Annotated in this window: 14 protein-coding genes, 1 tRNA gene, 2 rRNA genes and 3 pseudogenes (1 of these 20 cut by a window edge); 12 read left to right on the top strand and 8 right to left on the bottom strand. The window is 61.1% G+C overall.

Annotated features, from left to right (window positions below; translation table 11 throughout):
- The 3 genes from AC5STB_RS05385 to AC5STB_RS05375 form a co-directional block, all read left to right on the top strand.
- Positions 1-2,361, top strand: a 23S ribosomal RNA gene (locus AC5STB_RS05385); it begins 469 nt to the left of the window's first position.
- Between the two features lie 115 nt (positions 2,362-2,476).
- Positions 2,477-2,591, top strand: a 5S ribosomal RNA gene (gene rrf / locus AC5STB_RS05380).
- 45 nt (positions 2,592-2,636) lie between these two features.
- Positions 2,637-2,713 (top strand) — tRNA-Met (locus AC5STB_RS05375).
- 89 nt (positions 2,714-2,802) lie between these two features.
- On the opposite strand, the gene AC5STB_RS05370 is transcribed toward AC5STB_RS05375, so the two are convergent.
- The 6 genes and pseudogenes from AC5STB_RS05370 to AC5STB_RS05345 all read right to left on the bottom strand — a co-directional run bounded on the left by AC5STB_RS05370 (position 2,803) and on the right by AC5STB_RS05345 (position 6,773).
- Positions 2,803-3,234: a DUF6544 family protein gene (locus tag AC5STB_RS05370; RefSeq protein WP_495441947.1), complete on the bottom strand. Its 432-nt coding sequence runs from the start codon at positions 3,232-3,234 to the stop codon at positions 2,803-2,805.
- Positions 3,224-3,815: pseudogene (locus AC5STB_RS05365) on the bottom strand (transposase); the annotation flags it as partial. The pseudogene AC5STB_RS05365 and the gene AC5STB_RS05370, both read right to left, overlap by 11 nt.
- A 64-nt stretch (positions 3,816-3,879) precedes the next feature.
- Positions 3,880-3,990, bottom strand: a pseudogene (locus AC5STB_RS05360) (IS110 family transposase); the annotation flags it as partial.
- Between the two features lie 497 nt (positions 3,991-4,487).
- Positions 4,488-4,868, bottom strand: a complete 381-nt coding sequence (locus AC5STB_RS05355; protein WP_495441946.1) for a hypothetical protein — start codon at positions 4,866-4,868, stop codon at positions 4,488-4,490.
- A gap of 58 nt (positions 4,869-4,926) precedes the next feature.
- On the bottom strand, positions 4,927-5,745 hold the full coding sequence (locus tag AC5STB_RS05350; RefSeq protein WP_495441945.1) for a hypothetical protein: 819 nt from the start codon (positions 5,743-5,745) through the stop codon (positions 4,927-4,929).
- A gap of 62 nt (positions 5,746-5,807) precedes the next feature.
- On the bottom strand, positions 5,808-6,773 hold the full coding sequence (locus AC5STB_RS05345) for a glutathione S-transferase family protein (protein ID WP_495441944.1): 966 nt from the start codon (positions 6,771-6,773) through the stop codon (positions 5,808-5,810).
- Between the two features lie 122 nt (positions 6,774-6,895).
- On the opposite strand from AC5STB_RS05345, the gene AC5STB_RS05340 reads away from it, so the two are divergent.
- Positions 6,896-7,804, top strand: coding sequence for a LysR family transcriptional regulator (locus AC5STB_RS05340; RefSeq protein ID WP_495441943.1), 909 nt, complete (start codon positions 6,896-6,898; stop codon positions 7,802-7,804).
- A gap of 155 nt (positions 7,805-7,959) precedes the next feature.
- Here the strand turns inward: AC5STB_RS05340 and AC5STB_RS05335 are convergent.
- Positions 7,960-8,148, bottom strand: a pseudogene (locus AC5STB_RS05335) (transposase zinc-binding domain-containing protein); the annotation flags it as partial.
- 323 nt (positions 8,149-8,471) lie between these two features.
- Between AC5STB_RS05335 and napE the strand changes: the two are divergent.
- Genes napE through AC5STB_RS05305 form a run of 6 tightly spaced genes read left to right on the top strand, consistent with a single transcriptional unit; the run spans position 8,472 to position 13,090 of the window.
- Entirely contained in the window at positions 8,472-8,621 is a 150-nt protein-coding gene (gene napE / locus AC5STB_RS05330; protein ID WP_039185196.1) for a periplasmic nitrate reductase, NapE protein, read from the top strand.
- Between the two features lie 12 nt (positions 8,622-8,633).
- Positions 8,634-9,149, top strand: coding sequence for a ferredoxin-type protein NapF (locus tag AC5STB_RS05325; protein ID WP_495441942.1), 516 nt, complete (start codon positions 8,634-8,636; stop codon positions 9,147-9,149).
- Positions 9,146-9,424: a chaperone NapD gene (locus AC5STB_RS05320; protein ID WP_495441941.1), complete on the top strand. Its 279-nt coding sequence runs from the start codon at positions 9,146-9,148 to the stop codon at positions 9,422-9,424. Before AC5STB_RS05325 ends, AC5STB_RS05320 begins: the two co-directional genes overlap by 4 nt.
- A complete protein-coding gene (napA, locus tag AC5STB_RS05315) occupies positions 9,421-11,931 on the top strand; it encodes a nitrate reductase catalytic subunit NapA (protein ID WP_495441939.1) in 2,511 nt (836 codons plus the stop codon). Before AC5STB_RS05320 ends, napA begins: the two co-directional genes overlap by 4 nt.
- A gap of 8 nt (positions 11,932-11,939) precedes the next feature.
- On the top strand, positions 11,940-12,422 hold the full coding sequence (locus AC5STB_RS05310; protein ID WP_495441938.1) for a nitrate reductase cytochrome c-type subunit: 483 nt from the start codon (positions 11,940-11,942) through the stop codon (positions 12,420-12,422).
- On the top strand, positions 12,422-13,090 hold the full coding sequence (locus AC5STB_RS05305; RefSeq protein ID WP_495441937.1) for a cytochrome c3 family protein: 669 nt from the start codon (positions 12,422-12,424) through the stop codon (positions 13,088-13,090). The genes AC5STB_RS05310 and AC5STB_RS05305 overlap by 1 nt, the downstream gene beginning before the upstream one ends.
- An 80-nt stretch (positions 13,091-13,170) precedes the next feature.
- On the opposite strand, the gene trhO is transcribed toward AC5STB_RS05305, so the two are convergent.
- A complete protein-coding gene (gene trhO / locus AC5STB_RS05300) occupies positions 13,171-14,082 on the bottom strand; it encodes an oxygen-dependent tRNA uridine(34) hydroxylase TrhO (protein WP_495441936.1) in 912 nt (303 codons plus the stop codon).
- A 177-nt stretch (positions 14,083-14,259) separates the two neighbouring features.
- Between trhO and pncA the strand changes: the two genes are divergently transcribed.
- Positions 14,260-14,856, top strand: a complete 597-nt coding sequence (gene pncA, locus AC5STB_RS05295; RefSeq protein ID WP_495441935.1) for a bifunctional nicotinamidase/pyrazinamidase — start codon at positions 14,260-14,262, stop codon at positions 14,854-14,856.
- Positions 14,857-14,922: 66 nt separating this feature from the next.
- Positions 14,923-17,187, top strand: a complete 2,265-nt coding sequence (locus tag AC5STB_RS05290) for an ATP-binding protein (protein WP_495441934.1) — start codon at positions 14,923-14,925, stop codon at positions 17,185-17,187.
- Positions 17,188-17,194 lie beyond the last annotated feature (7 nt).

The raw sequence follows: 17,194 nt of genomic DNA, 5'->3' as shown, positions 1-17,194 counted from the left end.
AGCGAACCAGTACCGTGAGGGAAAGGTGAAAAGCACCCCGGCGAGGGGAGTGAAACAGTACCTGAAACCGAACGCCTACAATCAGTTGGAGGCCCCTTGAGGGCTGACAGCGTACCTTTTGTATAATGGGTCATCGACTTGGTCTCACGAGCAAGCTTAAGCCGTTAGGCGGAGGCGCAGCGAAAGCGAGTCTTAATAGGGCGCATGAGTTCGTGGGATCAGACCCGAAACCGAGTGATCTAGGCATGGCCAGGTTGAAGGTGCGGTAACACGCACTGGAGGACCGAACCCACATCCGTTGAAAAGGATCGGGATGAGCTGTGCCTAGGGGTGAAAGGCCAATCAAACTCGGAGATAGCTGGTTCTCTGCGAAATCTATTTAGGTAGAGCGTCATCCGAATACCCCGGGGGGTAGAGCACTGGATGGGTAATGGGGCCCCACAGGCTTACTGATCCTAACCAAACTCCGAATACCCGGGAGTACTAGATGGCAGACACACGGCGGATGCTAACGTCCGTCGTGGAGAGGGAAACAACCCTGACCTCCGGCTAAGGCCCCCAATTCATGGCTAAGTGGGAAAGCAGGTGAGACGTCCAAAACAACCAGGAGGTTGGCTTAGAAGCAGCCATCCTTTAAAGATAGCGTAACAGCTCACTGGTCTAATCAAGATGTCTTGCGGCGAAGATGTAACGGGGCTCAAGCCATGAGCCGAAGCCGAGGATGCACATAGTGCATGGTAGCAGAGCGTAGTGTGACATAGTTCCATGCGTCCTTACTTTCCTGCGGGAAAGATTGGACGCAAGGAGCTTTCGATGAAGCCGGGGCGTGAGCCATCCGGTGGAGAGATCACTAGCGAGAATGATGACATGAGTAGCGACAAAGAGTGTGAGAGACACTCTCGCCGAAAGTCCAAGGGTTCCTGCTTAAAGCTAATCTGAGCAGGGTAAGCCGGCCCCTAAGCCGAGGCCGAAAGGCGTAGGCGATGGGAACCACGTTAATATTCGTGGGCCAGGAGGATGTGACGGATTGTGAAGGTAGTTCATCCTTATCGGATTGAATGGGCTGCTGATCAGTCCCTGGAAATAGCCCTCCATCAGACCGTACCCTAAACCGACACAGGTGGACTGGTAGAGAATACCAAGGCGCTTGAGAGAACGATGTTGAAGGAACTCGGCAAAATACCTCCGTAAGTTCGCGAGAAGGAGGCCCGGGTTCAAGGCAACTTGGATCCGGGGGCACAAACCAGGGGGTGGCGACTGTTTATTAAAAACACAGGGCTCTGCGAAGCCGCAAGGCGACGTATAGGGTCTGACGCCTGCCCGGTGCCTGAAGGTTAAAAGGAGGGGTGAGAGCTCCGAATTGAAGCCCAGGTAAACGGCGGCCGTAACTATAACGGTCCTAAGGTAGCGAAATTCCTTGTCGGGTAAGTTCCGACCTGCACGAATGGCGTAACGACTTCCCCGCTGTCTCCAACATCGACTCAGCGAAATTGAATTGCCTGTCAAGATGCAGGCTTCCCGCGGTTAGACGGAAAGACCCCGTGCACCTTTACTACAGCTTCGCACTGGCATCAGGATTGTGATGTGCAGGATAGGTGGTAGGCATCGAAACCGGAACGCAAGTTCCGGTGGAGCCTCCCTTGAGATACCACCCTTCGCACTCTTGATGTCTAACCGCGGTCCGTTATCCGGATCCGGGACCCTGCGTGGCGGGTAGTTTGACTGGGGCGGTCGCCTCCTAAAGAGTAACGGAGGCGCGCGAAGGTTGGCTCAGAGCGGTCGGAAATCGCTCGTTGAGTGCAATGGCAGAAGCCAGCCTGACTGCAAGACTGACAAGTCGAGCAGAGACGAAAGTCGGCCATAGTGATCCGGTGGTCCCGCGTGGAAGGGCCATCGCTCAACGGATAAAAGGTACGCCGGGGATAACAGGCTGATACTGCCCAAGAGTCCATATCGACGGCAGTGTTTGGCACCTCGATGTCGGCTCATCTCATCCTGGGGCTGGAGCAGGTCCCAAGGGTACGGCTGTTCGCCGTTTAAAGAGGTACGTGAGCTGGGTTTAGAACGTCGTGAGACAGTTCGGTCCCTATCTGCCGTGGGTGTAGGATACTTGAGAGGAGTTGCCCCTAGTACGAGAGGACCGGGGTGAACGATCCACTGGTGGACCAGTTGTTATGCCAATAGCAGTGCTGGGTAGCTATGATCGGACAGGATAACCGCTGAAGGCATCTAAGCGGGAAGCCCCCCTCAAAACAAGGTATCCCTGAGGGCCGTGGAAGACCACCACGCCGATAGGCCGGAGGTGTAAGCGCAGCAATGCGTTCAGCTGACCGGTACTAATCGCCCGATAGGCTTGATTTGATCCAGTAACAGACAGTGTTACAAAACCAATCAAAGCAAACATCCCTAACTGACTTGGACAACGTGATTGTACCGGCGCTCCCAATAAAGGCGCGCCGGAGTGGATTTTTCTCGGTTTGGTGGCTACAGCACAAGTGAAACACCCGGTCCCATCCCGAACCCGGAAGTTAAGCACTGTCGCGCCGATGGTACTTGGGCTCAAGCCCTGGGAGAGTAGGTCACCGCCAAACCTAGTAAAATCCAAAATCTCTCAATACGATATCAAACAAACCTGACGCGGGATGGAGCAGCCAGGTAGCTCGTCAGGCTCATAACCTGAAGGTCGCAGGTTCAAATCCTGCTCCCGCAACCAGCGTTTCCGACCAAGCCCCTGCAAAAAGCGGGGGCTTCTTCGATTCAGGCTGATCCAACGCCATGATCCCCGCCAGTTCCCCAACAAGTTCAACCTGATGGCCCGCCCGGCGCATCAGCGTCCGGAACCAGCCGCACCTCCGAAATCAGCGCCCGCAGCGACGCCGTTGCCTCCCGCCGCACCTCTGGCGCATTCAGGGCGCCAGCCAGGTCCCCGATCAGCTCCCGGTACCGGGATGACAGGCTCGGGTGGCCGCCGAAGGGTTGCTGTCGGTAGGTCCTGTCGGCGTTCTCCGAACTCCAGCGCTGGATCACAACCGATTGGGGCTGGCCATGGGGAGCGACTTCGATATCGACCGTTTGCTCAAGGCCGTCATAGGCGATGATCGCACGTGCCGTATCGGGCCCCGCCTCTTCCCACCGGACATGCGGCCCCGGCAGCAGGCCCGCCGGCGCCCAGAAAGCCGCTTCCGCAACCAGTCTGCCAAAGGCGGAGCGCCCATGGTCGTGATCGCCGGACAAGCAACACGCCAATCCGCCCCTCTCGGCGATGCAAGCATCGCCTGCCGGGCAACGGGTAGCCGAACCGGCGCCGCTTTCCGGCGATCTCCTGCATCTCTTTACGGATCTCAGGGCAGTCCGGCGGGCGTTCGCGCCGGACTGTCTTTGGGTCGACACCCCCTCTCACGGTTTGCAAGCAAACCACTGCGGGCAGTGGACAAGCCGGCAGGCCCGGCGCTGCGAGATGCCGTGATCCCGCAGCGCCCTGAGCGCTGCCTCTCGCCGCTTGGTCAGCGTCGTCAGTTCTTTCCCAGAAGATCCTTCAGAACCACCCTCGCCATTGTCTCTCGGACCAATGGCGTTCCAATGGCTCGATCCAGCATCGTATCGGCCAGCAGCCGCTTCAGCTTGGCGTTCTCGTCCTCCAGCACCTTTAGCCGCGCGGCCTCCGACACCCCCATGCCGCCATACTTGGACTTCAGCTTGTAGAATGTTGCTGGGCTGAGTCCGTGCCTGCGGCACACCTCCGCCGTCGGCATGCCTGCCTCTTGCTCCTTGATCATCCCGATAACCTGCGCCTCGGTAAAACGGCTCTTCCGCATTCGTCTGCTCCTTCAGGGTTGGGCAGACTCTACATCATGGTGAGGGATTTCGCGGGGGGCAGGTCACTTGGGCTCGTCGCAAAGGTCTATTGAACGCAACTTGCCCGTCTTCACTAACGCCATGGACGTGGAAAATGGACTTGGCCAGGTCAAGGCCAATAGTGCTAACTTGCATGGGGTGGCTCCTCTCAAACGCAGATACTAACACCTGCACTATGGCGCATTGCGACGCCGGGAGCGGGAGACATCCACCCCATCTGCTTGGTTCCGGCACAGTGTGATTTCGCATGTCGCTTGACTTCGCAGGCGCAGCGAATGCGTCCTCTGACGGGCCGCATCGCTGGCGAATGAGAGTTCACCAGTAAGAGACGCTAACGGTAGTCCGTCGCCAGGCGATGCCAAGGCATTCACTGACTTGGGTTTCAATCTGAAGACTGAAGAGTTCGAATTTTGGCAACCGCTCAAAATGAGAGAGGACCCCTTGTGGATCGACGTTACCGAGCTTACGGAGCGAGGCAACGCGGCACTGGGCAGCTACATTGCAGACCTCAGCCAGACGCCCGAGCACGCGGCCGACGCTGGTCACTACGCGGGGTGGCTTCCCGTGGCCCAGCCATCAATGGTTGCGAGGCGATAGTTCGACCTAAGAACTTCACCCGTGTAGCGTGCTGCTCACTGCAGTTCAGTGCTGGCTGAGGCTTGGGTCAAGACATCAGCCACAACCGAAGCCAGCTCTGCGGCCTTGCAGGCTTTGGCGCCCTGCAGTCCGGACGGATATAGAAACCGCTGGCGGCGCATCCCCTCCACATTGATGCGGCCACCTTCGTCATATTCGGCGCATCGCTTCCAATGGCCCAGAATGGCGGATTTGGCTTTTTCCGCAGAACCGAAGGCAGCGGCCAGCTTGGCGGGCGAGTCCTGCAGAACAAAGGCGCGGTGGCGGGCCCGGACGGGAAATTCAGCCGCCAGTTTGCGCAGCTTTGGAGACATCACAAAGCAACAGCCGCAGACCGCGTCGTGGAAGAAGTCGATGGTAAGTACGGGGGATTTCATCAGGTCAGCAGGATGAGAGGGAAAAGGACTGCCGGCGGGCCGACCGCCGGCAGTCGCGTCAGTGTCGGTCGCCGGTCAGCGGCGCATCCAGAAGCAGCGGCTTATCCCCGGACATGTCGATCCAGGCATTGGTGCCGTTCAGGCGGGACCCAGCGACGTTGTCTGCGTCAAAGTGGATCTCGAACTGCTCCGGCCCGTGCGCGTAGGCGACAACCAGGCCATACTCCGGGTCCAGGAAGCCGCCGTGCGGGCGGATGCCGGGGTAGCTGATGCGCCAGGCTTCGCCTTCCGGGCCGACATGGCCAAGCGTCAGCTTGCCGATGACATCGCCGGGCAGTTCGAAGAACCAAATCCAGGGGCCGCCGGAGACGATGGTCATCACCTCATCAATGCCGGTGCCGTCCTCGGCGTGGTTGATGTGCAGCGGGCCGAATTTCTTGTGAACCCAGATCCGGGTCTCGGCGTCCATCTTGTTCATGTCATAAACCTTGGGATAAGGCGCGACGCCCGGCTCGGAGGTGGTGAGGGAACCGCCGTTTTCGACCGTTGGCTCCCGCCCGGCAGCGGCAATTTCCGCCAGCAGGTCTTCACGGTTCAACCCGAAATCGGAGATCAACTGCGCCTCTTCCTCGGCGGTGATGGCGCGGCTGCGGGAGGCCTCAAGAACCGGCAGCGCCTGATCTGGAATCGCAACGGTGCTGACTCGGACCCCGACGCCGTGCAGCACCGCGTTCACGTCCTCCACGCCGATCGAGGCCGGGCGGCCGTCAGTGTATTCCAGTTTCAGGATGCCGGCAGTGTCCTCTGCGCCGGCAAACCCTTGGGCGGGCAGCCACAGAGCGGCCGCGGCAACGGCAAGTTTCGAAAGCAGTTTCATGATGGAACTCTCCAGTTCTGTTCCCGGGGAAGCGGCCCCGGTCCGGTTGCAGGGTGGTCGGATCAGGCGGGAAGCGTGGTACTGTCCCGCCGGTGCGGCTGGCTCAGATCCTGGTCCGGACCGGCAGAGATGATCCCGTGCGGGTTGATGTGCCGGTGGCTCAGGAAATAGTGCTGGCGGATCGCCTCCATATCGATCGTGCCGGCCAGGCCGGGCACCTGAAAGAGATCGCGCAGATAGGGGCCGAGATTGCGGTATTCGGCGATCCGTTTGCGGTCGGTTTTGAAATGGGTCGCATAGACCGGATCAAAACGGACAAGTGTAGTGAACAAGCGCCAGTCCGCCTCGGTGATCCGCTCCCCGGTCAGATAGCGTCGGGTGCCGAGCAGGGCGTCCAGTTCATCCAGCTTGCCGAACAGGGCGGTGATCGCCTCGTCATAAGCCGCCTGGGTGGTGGCAAAGCCTGCGCGGTAGACGCCGTTGTTGACCGGGGCGTAGATATCGGCGCTGATGCGGTCGATGTCCTGCTGCAGCTCCGGCGGATAGAAGTCCGGGACGGCATTTGTCTGCTCGTCAAAGGCCGAATTCAGCATTCGCATGATGTCGCCGGAGTCATTGCTGACAATGCGGCCGGTCTTCTTGTCGAGCAGCACCGGCACCGTGACCGGGCCGGTGTGGCCGGGATCTGCCCGCTGATAGACCTGATAAAGGTACTCATCTCGCGGCACACCTGCTGCCGGGTCATAGGCCGCGGTGTCGATCTGCCAGCCGTCAGGGCCTGCCAGAGGCACCATCTGGGTGACGGTGATGATCTCCTCCAGCCCTTTCAACGCGCGCAGAATCGTGGTGCGGTGGCTCCAGGGGCATGCCTTGGAGACATAGAGGTGATAGCGGCCCGTCTCAGCCGGGAAATCCGCATCTGCCCGCGGCTCGATCCAGCCGCGGAAGCCGCTGCTCATGCGGCGGAACACTCCGTCGCCCGGTTTCGGCTTTTCGGTGAGCACACCGTCGATCAGCATCTTTGCCATGGCACGTCTCCTTGATGACCCTGCAAAGGTAGGCGGTTTCCAGGTGTGAGATAATCCAGTTAAAGTGAAACCTGATGTTGAGAAAAACTCACCCCGTCCGGAGAGGAAGGAAAATGGAAGGCATGGGAGATATCCCGGTGGTCGTCGCGGTTGCCGAAACGCAAGGGTTTGCCGCAGCGGCGCGGCGGCTGGGGGTGACCAAATCAGCTGTCAGCAAGCGGATCACGCAGATCGAGAAGCGGCTGGGGGCGCAACTGTTTCACCGCTCCACCCGCAATGTCAGCCTGACCGAGGCGGGCGAGCATTTCTATGCCCATGCGGTCCGGGCGCAGGAGGCAGCGCAAGAGGCCGAGGACAGCGTGCTGGCGCTGCAGGAGGCGCCCAAGGGGCGGCTGAGGGTGAATGTGCCGATGGCCTTTGGGCGGCTGCATGTGGCGCCGCTGATCTCCGGATTTCTGGCGCGCTATCCCGGCGTGTCGGTAGACATGGTGATGGATGACCGGGTGGCCGATCTGTTCGCCGACGGGTTCGACCTCGCGCTGCGCGGCGGGACGCTGGCGGATTCTGCGCTGGTGGCCCGCAAGATCGCGCCATTGCACAACGTCCTGGTTGCCGCCCCGGCGTATCTGGAACGCCAAGGCGCGCCGGAAACGGTCAGCGATCTGCGCCGCCACAACTGCCTGCAATATTCCTACAGCCGGGATTTCCAGGAGTGGGTTTTCAATTGCGGCGGCGAGGTGGAGACCTTCCGGCCCGGCGGCAGCTACAGCGTCAATAACGGCGAAGCGCTGCGGGAGGCGATCCTGGGCGGGACGGGGATCGGCCGGCTGCCGACCTTCACCGCCGGTCCGGACCTGGCGGCGGGGCGGCTGGTGCGAGTGCTGCCGCACTGTCTGCTGCCGTCGCAGACGCTTTATGCCATTTATCCCGAGCGCCGTTATCTGCCAGCCAAAGTAAGAGTATTCATTGATTTCATCCTGGAACACCTTGGCGGCGAGACCCCGCCTTGGGACCAATCCGCCTGCGTGTAAAGGCAGCCACTGTGCTGCACACTCTACTCAGGGGGGGGAGCCCACTCGTATAAGCACGACGGCCAATGTCCGATTTCGGGCATCTGGACCAAAGTTCCGTGCTCGCAAAGAAAGGCCGCTTCCCCGAAGGTTTTCGATGCGGGCCGCGGCGCGACGATGGCGGCTGGAAAGGTGAAGACCACGTGGAAATACGCGACCGGCAGCAGATCCTCTGCGCGCGCCTTCATCCAGTCGCGGGCAGCCGGTCCCTGGCACTTTGAGCTATGCCTCCCCCCGCAAAATTGCGCAGAATGCGATGTTTGCGAAGCGTGGACCGCGAATTCAAACGAAACGGCACATCCGGCCCTTACCGGACGGTTGCGGTCAGTATCTGTGTCGCTGGTTGCGCGGGCGCAGCTGTGGTGCGTCGGCAGTACCATTTCGATTTCCTGAATATTTGAAATTTTAGATCGAACATCTGCGAAATGATTCAGATCAAGGTTTTGAACGCTCTACTTTTACATGGTGGCGCTGGCAGGGCTGTGCCGGGCAAGGCAAGACTTGGATCTGACATCAGACTTTGACTGTCATCCGGCATTGCTGGGCTAAGCTGCCACAGTCTGCACCAGTCTATTGCGGGCGTTCCGCGTGGTGTCAGTGCAGAATACACAAGCCAAGGAGGACGCTTATGTCCGAACAGCCAACCAAAGCCGAAGAGCGGAACACCTTTCTGTTCCTCGCGGTCATCCTGGCGCCGGTTCTGGCAGTGGGAATCGTCGGCGGATATGGCCTGATGATATGGATCTCGCAGATCTTCCTGGGACCGCCCACAGGTTGAGGGCCCAGGCCAATGCCAGCACATGCCAGCACAGCCCCTTCGCGCCGCGCCTTCCTGACCGGAAAGGTAGCCCGCCCCGATCCGGAATTCCGCCCGCCCTGGACGGATGAGGCCCGGGTGCAGACTCATTGCAACAGTTGCAACGCCTGCGTGGAAAACTGCCCGGAGAACATTATTGAATTCGACAGCCGGAACCGCCCGCGCATCAATTTCCGCGGCGGCGAATGCACCTTCTGCGCCGCCTGCGCTGAGGCTTGCCCGGAACCTGTGTTCGACCTGGAGCCGGCCGCAGCCTGGCCCGTAACGGTGGAGATCACCAGCAATTGCCTGAATGCGGCAGGTATTGCCTGCCAGCTGTGCACCGACATCTGCGACCCGCGCGCCCTGCGGATGGACCTGTCGGTCCGCCCGGTCGGCGCCATCCAGGTGGACGCCAGCACCTGCACTGGCTGTGGCGCCTGCTTGTCCACTTGCCCCAGCAACGCCATCGCAATCAGCGACCCCCGCCAGCAAAGGATGTCCGCGTGACAGAAGAAATCCATATCTCCAGCCTGCTGGTGCGCAGCAACCCGGCGCAGATGGAGGCCGTTCTGGCCGAAATCAAATCCATGCCCCGGGCCGAGATCTCGCAAACCGGCCCCTCGGGCAAAATCGTCGTTCTGTTCGAAGCGGACAGCGACCGCGCCATCGGCGATGCCCTGGCCAAAATTCAGCTTCTCGACGGCGTCGCCAGCGCGGCGCTTGTCTTTCATCAAGCCTGCGACGCGCAGGACCTCGCCATTGAAGAAGGAGTCTTCCAATGACCGGCCCCAAGACTGGCCTGACCCGCCGTGACGCCATCAAGGCGCAGGCCGCCGCCGCCGCGGCGCTTGCCGCCGGCCTGCCGGTTCCCGCGGCAGCGCAGAACCTTGTTACCGACGCCAATGTCACCGAACTGAAATGGTCCAAGGCGCCCTGCCGCTTCTGCGGCACCGGCTGCTCGATCATGGTTGCCACCAAGGCCGGCCGCGTGGTCGCCACCCACGGCGACACCCAGGCAGAGGTCAACCGCGGCCTGAACTGCGTCAAAGGCTACTTCCTGTCGAAGATCATGTATGGCGCCGACCGCCTGACCCAGCCGCTGCTTCGTAAAACCAACGGCGAATATGACAAGGAGGGCGAATTCACCCCGGTCAGCTGGGATGAGGCCTTCGACATCATGGCCGAGAAATGGAAAAAGACCCTGGCCGAGAAAGGCCCCGAGGGCATCGGCATGTTCGGCTCCGGCCAGTGGACCGTCTGGGAAGGGTATGCCGCTTCCAAGCTGATGAAGGCGGGCTTCCGTTCCAACAACATCGACCCCAACGCCCGCCACTGCATGGCCTCTGCCGTGGGCGGCTTCATGCGGACCTTCGGCATCGACGAGCCGATGGGCTGCTATGACGATTTCGAGAACGCCGATGCATTCGTGCTGTGGGGTTCGAACATGGCCGAGATGCACCCGATCCTGTGGACCCGCATCACCGACCGCCGCTTCAGCCATCCGCATGTCAAAGTGGCGGTGCTGTCCACATTTACTCACCGCAGCTTTGATCTGGCCGACATCCCGGCAGTGTTCACCCCGCAGACAGACTTGGTGATCCTGAACTACATCGCCAACTACATCATTCAGAATGATGCGGTGCATAAGGATTTCGTCGCCAAACACGTCAACTTCCGCCGCGGCAACCAGGACATCGGTTATGGCCTGCGCCCGGAACACCCGCTGGAACAGGCGGCTGAGAACAACGACAAGGTAGGCGGCTCCGAGCCGATGAGCTTTGAAGAGTTCGCTGAATTCGTTTCCGAATACACGCTCGAAAAAGCTGAGGAAATGTCCGGCGTCCCGGCAGAGACCCTGGAAAAGATCGCCAAGCTGTATGCCGATCCCGACACCAAGGTCATGTCGCTGTGGACCATGGGGGCCAACCAGCACACCCGCGGTGTCTGGGCCAACAACCTGCTTTACAACATCCACCTGCTGACCGGGAAAATCTCCACCCCCGGCAACTCGCCGTTCTCGCTGACCGGCCAGCCTTCTGCCTGCGGCACCGCGCGCGAGGTGGGCACCTTCTCGCACCGCCTGCCCGCCGACATGGTGGTCAAGAACCCAGAGCACCGCGCCTACGCCGAAAAGATCTGGAAGCTGCCTGAGGGCACCGTTCCGGGCTGGGTCGGCTCCCACGCGGTGAAGCAGAACCGCGACCTGAAGGACGGCAAGATCAACTGCTACTGGGTGCAGGTGAACAACAACATGCAGGCTGCCCCCAACATGATGGAGGAGGGGCTGCCGGGTTACCGCAACCCCGACAACTTCATCGTGGTGTCGGACGCCTATCCGACGGTGACCGCAGAGGCCGCCGACCTGATCCTGCCCGCCGCCATGTGGGTCGAGAAGGAAGGCGCCTACGGCAATGCCGAACGCCGCACCCAGTTCTGGTACCAGCTGGTCAACGCGCCAGGTGAGTCGAAATCCGACCTGTGGCAGCTGGCCGAGTTCTCAAAACGCTTCACCACCGATGAGGTCTGGCCTGCCGAACTGCTGGACGCCAACCCGGAATACAAGGGCAAGACCCTGTTCGAGGTGCTGTTCGCCAACGGCAAGGTCAACAAATACGAGCTGACCGAGAAGGCAAAGGAATACGGCAACCACGAATCCGAGGATTTTGGCTTCTACCTCCAGAAGGGCCTGTTCGAGGAATACGCCGAGTTCGGCCGCGACCATGGCCACGATCTGGCTCCCTTCGACCGCTACCACGAGGAACGCGGCCTGCGCTGGCCCGTCGTCGACGGCAAGGAAACCCGCTGGCGCTTCAAGGAAGGCTCCGACCCCTATGTGACCCCGGGTTCAGATTACGAATTCTACGGCAAGCCTGACGGCAAGGCGGTGATCTTCGCACTGCCCTACGAGCCGCCGGCGGAAAGCCCGGATGACGAATACCCGATGTGGCTGGCCACCGGCCGTGTGCTGGAGCACTGGCACTCCGGCTCAATGACCCAGCGGGTGCCGGAACTCTATCAGGCAGTGCCCGACGCGCTCTGCTACATGCACCCGGACGACGCCAAGGCCCAAGGGTTCCGGCGCGGCACCGAAGTGCGGATCATCTCGCGGCGCGGTGAAATTCGCACACGCGTGGAAACCCGCGGCCGCAATAAGCCGCCCAAAGGCTTGGTCTTTGTGCCCTGGTTCGATGCGCGCCGGCTGATCAACAAGGTCACGCTGGACGCCACCGATCCGATCTCGAAACAGACGGACTTCAAAAAATGCGCAGTCCGTATCGAAGCAGTGTGAGGCCCGTCATGAAACATCTCCGTCTCGCCATCCTGGCTGTTCCGGTCTTTCTGGCCTCGGCAGTCTTTGCCCAGGACGTTTCCCAGAATCAGGTCGCCACGCTGCGCAACACTGCGCCGCTGGGCGAACAGGGCGAAGCCACCCAGATCCCCGGCATCGTCAACACCGACATCCGCCAGGTGCGCAACTACCCGGATCAGCCGCCGCTGATCCCGCACAAGACCGACAACTATCAGGTCGATCTGAACTCCAACAAATGCCTGACCTGCCATAGCCGCACCGCGGTGGAGGTCAGCCAGGCGCCGATGATCTCGGTCACCCACTTCATGAACCGCGAGGGCCAGACCCTTGGCGCGGTCAGCCCGCGGCGCTATTTCTGTACCCAGTGCCATGTGGTGCAGACCAACGCCCGGCCGCTGGTCGAAAACGAGTTCGTCGATGTCGACAAGGTGCTGGACTACGTCCACTCCAAACAGGGCGGGTCTGACTGATGTGGGGTTTTCTAAAACGTCTCTGGTGGATCATCAGGCGGCCCAGTGCCTATTTCTCGCTCGGCTTCCTGACCATGGGCGGCTTTGTGATGGGGATCATTTTCTGGGGCGGCTTCAACACTGCGCTGGAAGTCACCAACACAGAGGCCTTCTGCACCAGCTGCCACGAAATGCGCGACAACGTGTTTGAAGAGCTGAAGCCGACGATCCACTATTCCAACCGCTCCGGCGTGCGGGCGTCCTGCCCGGACTGCCACGTGCCGCACAACTGGACCAACAAGATCGCCCGCAAGATGCAGGCCTCCAAGGAGGTCTGGGGCAAGATCTTCGGCACCATCAACACGCGGGAGAAATTCCTGGAGCACCGGCTGGAGCTGGCGCAGCACGAATGGGCGCGGCTTGAGGCCAATGACAGCCTGGAATGCCGCAACTGCCACTCGGATGAGTCGATGGATATCACCCGCCAGTCCAAGCGGGCCGCGGACGCGCATGAGCGCTTTCTGTTCACCGGCGAGAAGACCTGCATCAACTGCCACAAGGGCATTGCCCACCAGCTGCCCGACATGGCCTCAGCCGAAGGCGAAGACCACGCAGGCCTGCTGGCCCCGGCTCATGGCGAGGGTCTGCTGGCCAGCACCCGCAGCTATCTGGGCCTGAGCAGCGACTGACGCTGACAGCCCCGCAAATACTAAATAAGGCCGCTGTCCCGATGGGCAGCGGCCTTTTTAGTGACTGCTTATTGGCAGAGTTACAGCGGGATGCTGCCCAGATGCCCCTCGCCGCGCTCCCGCGCCAGCTTCATCTGTTTCTGCCGCTCGCGGAACCGCGCCTTATCTTCTTCTGAGGTCTGATCGATGCACAGATGGCAGCTGACACCCTGCTCGAACTCGGGCCGCGCCTTGTCTCCCGGCAGGATCGGACGGCGGCAGCCGTGGCACAGCTCATGCGGGCCTTCCACCAGTCCGTGGCCGACAGACACCCGGTTGTCGAAGACAAAGCACTCGCCCTCCCAGGTGCTGTTTTCGGCGGGCGTTTCCTCCAGATAGCGCAGGATACCGCCCTTCAGGTGATAGACATCCTCCACCCCCTGGCCCAGCAGGTAATTGGTCGATTTTTCACAGCGGATGCCGCCAGTGCAGAACATCGCAACGCGCTTGTTGTGAAAGCGGTCCTTGTTCTCCTCCCACCAGGCGGGGAAATCGCGGAAGCTTTCGGTCTTGGGGTCGATCGCGCCCTCAAACGTGCCAATCGCCACCTCATAATCGTTGCGGGTGTCGATCAACACAACATCGTCCTGCCGGATCAGGTCGTTCCACTCGTCTGGCTCGACGTAATGCCCGACGGATGCCAGCGGATCCACGTCCGGCTGGCCCATGGTCACGATCTCTTTCTTCAGCCGCACCTTCATCTTGCCAAACGGCGGCTCGGCTGCGGTGGCTTCTTTCCATTCCAGCCCCGCACAACCGGGCAGGGATTTGATATGCGCCAGCACTGCGTCGATGCCTGCGCGCGGGCCTGCAATGGTGCCATTGATCCCTTCCTGCGCCAGCAGCAAGGAGCCTTTGACGCCCTGCGCCTGGCACAGGTCCAGAAGCGGCGGCCGGATCGCGGCGGGGTCGGGGAAACGGGTGAAGTGATAGAGGGCAGCAATCGTGTACATGCCCCGCCCTTAGAACCATGGGGCCGGGTTTTCAAGTCAAAGAACCCACTCCGCAGTGCCAATAAAACAAGGGATTTGGATGCATGTTTTTGCCTTGCGCCCGCGCCGGCATGCAACAACAGTTCCCTAGGCCCGCCTGTACCGCTAGATATTGTGTGCGCAGTATAGGAGGTACCGATGACACAGGCCCTGATCGTTGTAGATGTGCAAAACGATTTCTGCCCCGGCGGTGCATTGGCGGTGCCCGGCGGGGATGAGGTAGTGGCCCCCATCAATGCGATGATGGAGCGGTTTGATGCCGTGATCCTGACGCAGGACTGGCACCCCGCGGGGCATTCCTCCTTTGCGTCCTCGCACCCGGGCAAGACGCCGTTTGAAACCGCGGACATGCCTTATGGCACCCAGGTGCTATGGCCCGACCACTGTGTGCAGGGCACCGAGGGCGCCGCCTTTCACAACGGCCTGCGCACCGATGGCGACCTGATCATCCGCAAGGGTTTCCGCGCCGGGATCGACAGCTATTCCGGATTCTTCGAGAACGACCAGATCACGCCAACCGGGCTGGAAGGATACCTCCGCAGCCGCGGCATCTCGGAACTCACGCTGGCCGGCTTGGCCACGGATTTCTGCGTTGCCTTCACTGCGCTGGACGCGGCGCGTCTTGGCTTTGCAGTAACTGTGGACCTCACTGCCTGCCGCGCCATTGATCTGGAAGGCTCGCTTCAGGCGGCATTATCACAACTGAAAGATGCGGGGGTAAATCTGCAATCCTGAGTTGTGGTTTCTGAAAATTAACAAAGTCCGATTAAGCTTGGCCGGGTGTCCTGGCAGCAAGGCTGGATGATGACTTCAATGGAAGGGCCGGACACCGGCCCGTTGGTCAGCTGTGAACGAAAGTACAGCTCGTTAGAGCTGATGCTGCGCTATGCCAAGGGGCGCTATAAAACGTTCTGGTCGCGTCAGGTCTTTGTATTCGGGGTGTGCCTGTTGCTGGGCCTGGCGACAGATATGACCATCGCCGCCTTTGCCTTTCTGGCAGCATTCATTGGCGACCTTGCCGACAGCTACTGCCTGCGGCGGCTTCCGGCGCTGGCGGCCAAAGGGGCCCCAGAACGGCGGCTGCGGCTGCTGTCGACCGCGTCGGCCACGGTTTATGGCGCCGGGATGAGCGTTTGCGCCACCCTGCCGTACTGGCCCTGGGCGGATACCGGCGTCGACACCGGTCACCACCTTGATATTCTGTTCACCATCGCCTTCCTCGCGGGTATCGCGATGAATGCTGCGATAACTCTGCCTTACCACCGGCAGGCATCGCTGGTTTGGATGGTGTTATTCTGTGCGGTGCCTGCCGCCATGCTCGCCGTCGACCTGATGGCGGGAGGCGGCTTTTCAACTGAATGGCAGCTGCATGCTGTCGGCATCGTGACCCTGACAGGTTTCATGTTCTGGCTGGCGGCCTACGGGCGGCGGACTTTTGAAAACACCCGCCAGTACAACTTTGCCACTGCCACCCAGCAGCAGGAGCTGGAAGCGGCAAACAGCCGCTTGCAGGAGCAGCGGAAAGAGGCCCGGCGCTTGGCGCTGGTCGCCGAAAACGCCAATGACAGCGTGATGCTGATGGACCGGTCCGGCAAAATCACCTGGGTCAACGAAAGTTTCACCCGCATTACCGGCTATTCTTTTGAAGAGGCTCTGGGCCGGATGCCAGGCGACCTGCTGAACAGCGGCGAAACCGATCCTGCCACCATCCAGCGGTTGCAGGACAGTGTCCGCTATGCCCGCCCTGTCCGGGTGGAAATCCGCAACCGGCGCAAGGACGGGCGCCTGGTTTGGATTGAAACCAGTCAGGTTCCAATGCTGAACAGCGAAGGCGAGCTGGAAACCCTGATCGCGGTGGAGCGCGACATCACCGCGGCCAAGGATCACGCCCGCCAGCTGGAAAAGGCGCGCGTCGCCGCAGAAGAAGGCGCCCGCGCCAAGGCCGATTTCCTCGCCACCATGAGCCACGAGATCCGCACCCCGATGAACGGGGTGATCGGCATGGCGCAGCTGTTGCGCGACAGCGGCCTCAACAAGGAGCAGGCGCTTTATGCCGATACCATTCTCAACTCCGCCGACATGCTGCTGGGGCTGATCAATGATGTGCTGGACTTCTCCAAAATGGACGCAGAGGAGCTCACGTTCAGTCCTGTCAATTTTGATCCCCGCGCCTGTTTCGAAAACACGGTTCGCCTGCTTCAGGCCCAGGCGGAGGCCAAGGGGTTGGAGCTGGTGCTGGACATTCAGGACAGCCTGCCCGCGCAACTCTATGGCGATGACCGGCGGATCCGGCAGATTCTGATGAACCTTGCCGGTAACGCCATCAAATTCACCAAGCGGGGACGGGTGGCAGTGGCGCTGGGCGGCACACCGGCGGCAGAGGGGTATGAGCTCACCTTCACCGTGACGGACACTGGCATCGGCATCGCCGAGGACAAGCTGAGTGATGTCTTCGAGCGGTTCTCGCAGGCCGACGCCGCAATCAGCCGCCGCTTTGGCGGCACCGGACTGGGGCTGGCCATCTCCCGCCGCCTGGCAGAGGCGATGGACGGCGGCATCGCGGTGTCTTCGGAATTAGGCACCGGCTCTTGCTTTGCGGTGCGTTTGCACCTGCAGCAACCGCAGAAGCAGAAGGCAGCGCCTGCAGAACCGTCCGGGGCAGCCGATCCGGTGGCGCTGGACGGGCTGCGGGTGCTGGTGGCGGAGGACAACGCCGTGAACCGGCTTCTGGTTGAGAAATTCCTCCACGGCTTGCCGGTCGCACTGGCCTTTGCCCAGGATGGCCGCGAAGCGTTGGAGCGATTAGAGTCCTTTGCGCCCGATATCATCCTGATGGACATGTCGATGCCGGAAATGGACGGGCTGGAAGCCACCCGCGCAATCCGCGCACAGGCCCGGCCGCAGCCGGTGGTTGTCGCGCTGACGGCCAATGCGTTTGAGTCCGACCGCAAGGCCTGCCTGGCCGCAGGCATGGACGACTTCATGAGCAAACCCATCAGCAAGCCCAAGCTGCTGGAGCTGCTGGCCAAACTGGCGCCGCAGGCGCAAAGCCGCCGCGCGGGCTGATCTCCTT

Source organism: Leisingera sp. CC-HEC093 (assembly GCF_059429195.1).
Note: the sequence above shows the minus strand (reverse complement) of the source record. Positions and strands in the feature narration are given on the sequence as shown.

Bases quoted from the DNA above. Each gene is read 5' to 3' on its own strand.
- AC5STB_RS05355 (WP_495441946.1), bottom strand. From the start codon at position 4,868: ATGAAATCCCCCGTACTTACCATCGACTTCTTCCACGACGCGGTCTGC.
- AC5STB_RS05350 (WP_495441945.1), bottom strand. From the start codon at position 5,745: ATGAAACTGCTTTCGAAACTTGCCGTTGCCGCGGCCGCTCTGTGGCTG.
- AC5STB_RS05345 (WP_495441944.1), bottom strand. From the start codon at position 6,773: ATGGCAAAGATGCTGATCGACGGTGTGCTCACCGAAAAGCCGAAACCG.
- AC5STB_RS05340 (WP_495441943.1), top strand. From the start codon at position 6,896: ATGGGAGATATCCCGGTGGTCGTCGCGGTTGCCGAAACGCAAGGGTTT.
- napE (WP_039185196.1), top strand. From the start codon at position 8,472: ATGTCCGAACAGCCAACCAAAGCCGAAGAGCGGAACACCTTTCTGTTC.
- AC5STB_RS05325 (WP_495441942.1), top strand. From the start codon at position 8,634: ATGCCAGCACATGCCAGCACAGCCCCTTCGCGCCGCGCCTTCCTGACC.
- napA (WP_495441939.1), top strand. From the start codon at position 9,421: ATGACCGGCCCCAAGACTGGCCTGACCCGCCGTGACGCCATCAAGGCG.
- AC5STB_RS05310 (WP_495441938.1), top strand. From the start codon at position 11,940: ATGAAACATCTCCGTCTCGCCATCCTGGCTGTTCCGGTCTTTCTGGCC.
- AC5STB_RS05305 (WP_495441937.1), top strand. From the start codon at position 12,422: ATGTGGGGTTTTCTAAAACGTCTCTGGTGGATCATCAGGCGGCCCAGT.
- trhO (WP_495441936.1), bottom strand. From the start codon at position 14,082: ATGTACACGATTGCTGCCCTCTATCACTTCACCCGTTTCCCCGACCCC.
- pncA (WP_495441935.1), top strand. From the start codon at position 14,260: ATGACACAGGCCCTGATCGTTGTAGATGTGCAAAACGATTTCTGCCCC.
- AC5STB_RS05290 (WP_495441934.1), top strand. From the start codon at position 14,923: ATGATGACTTCAATGGAAGGGCCGGACACCGGCCCGTTGGTCAGCTGT.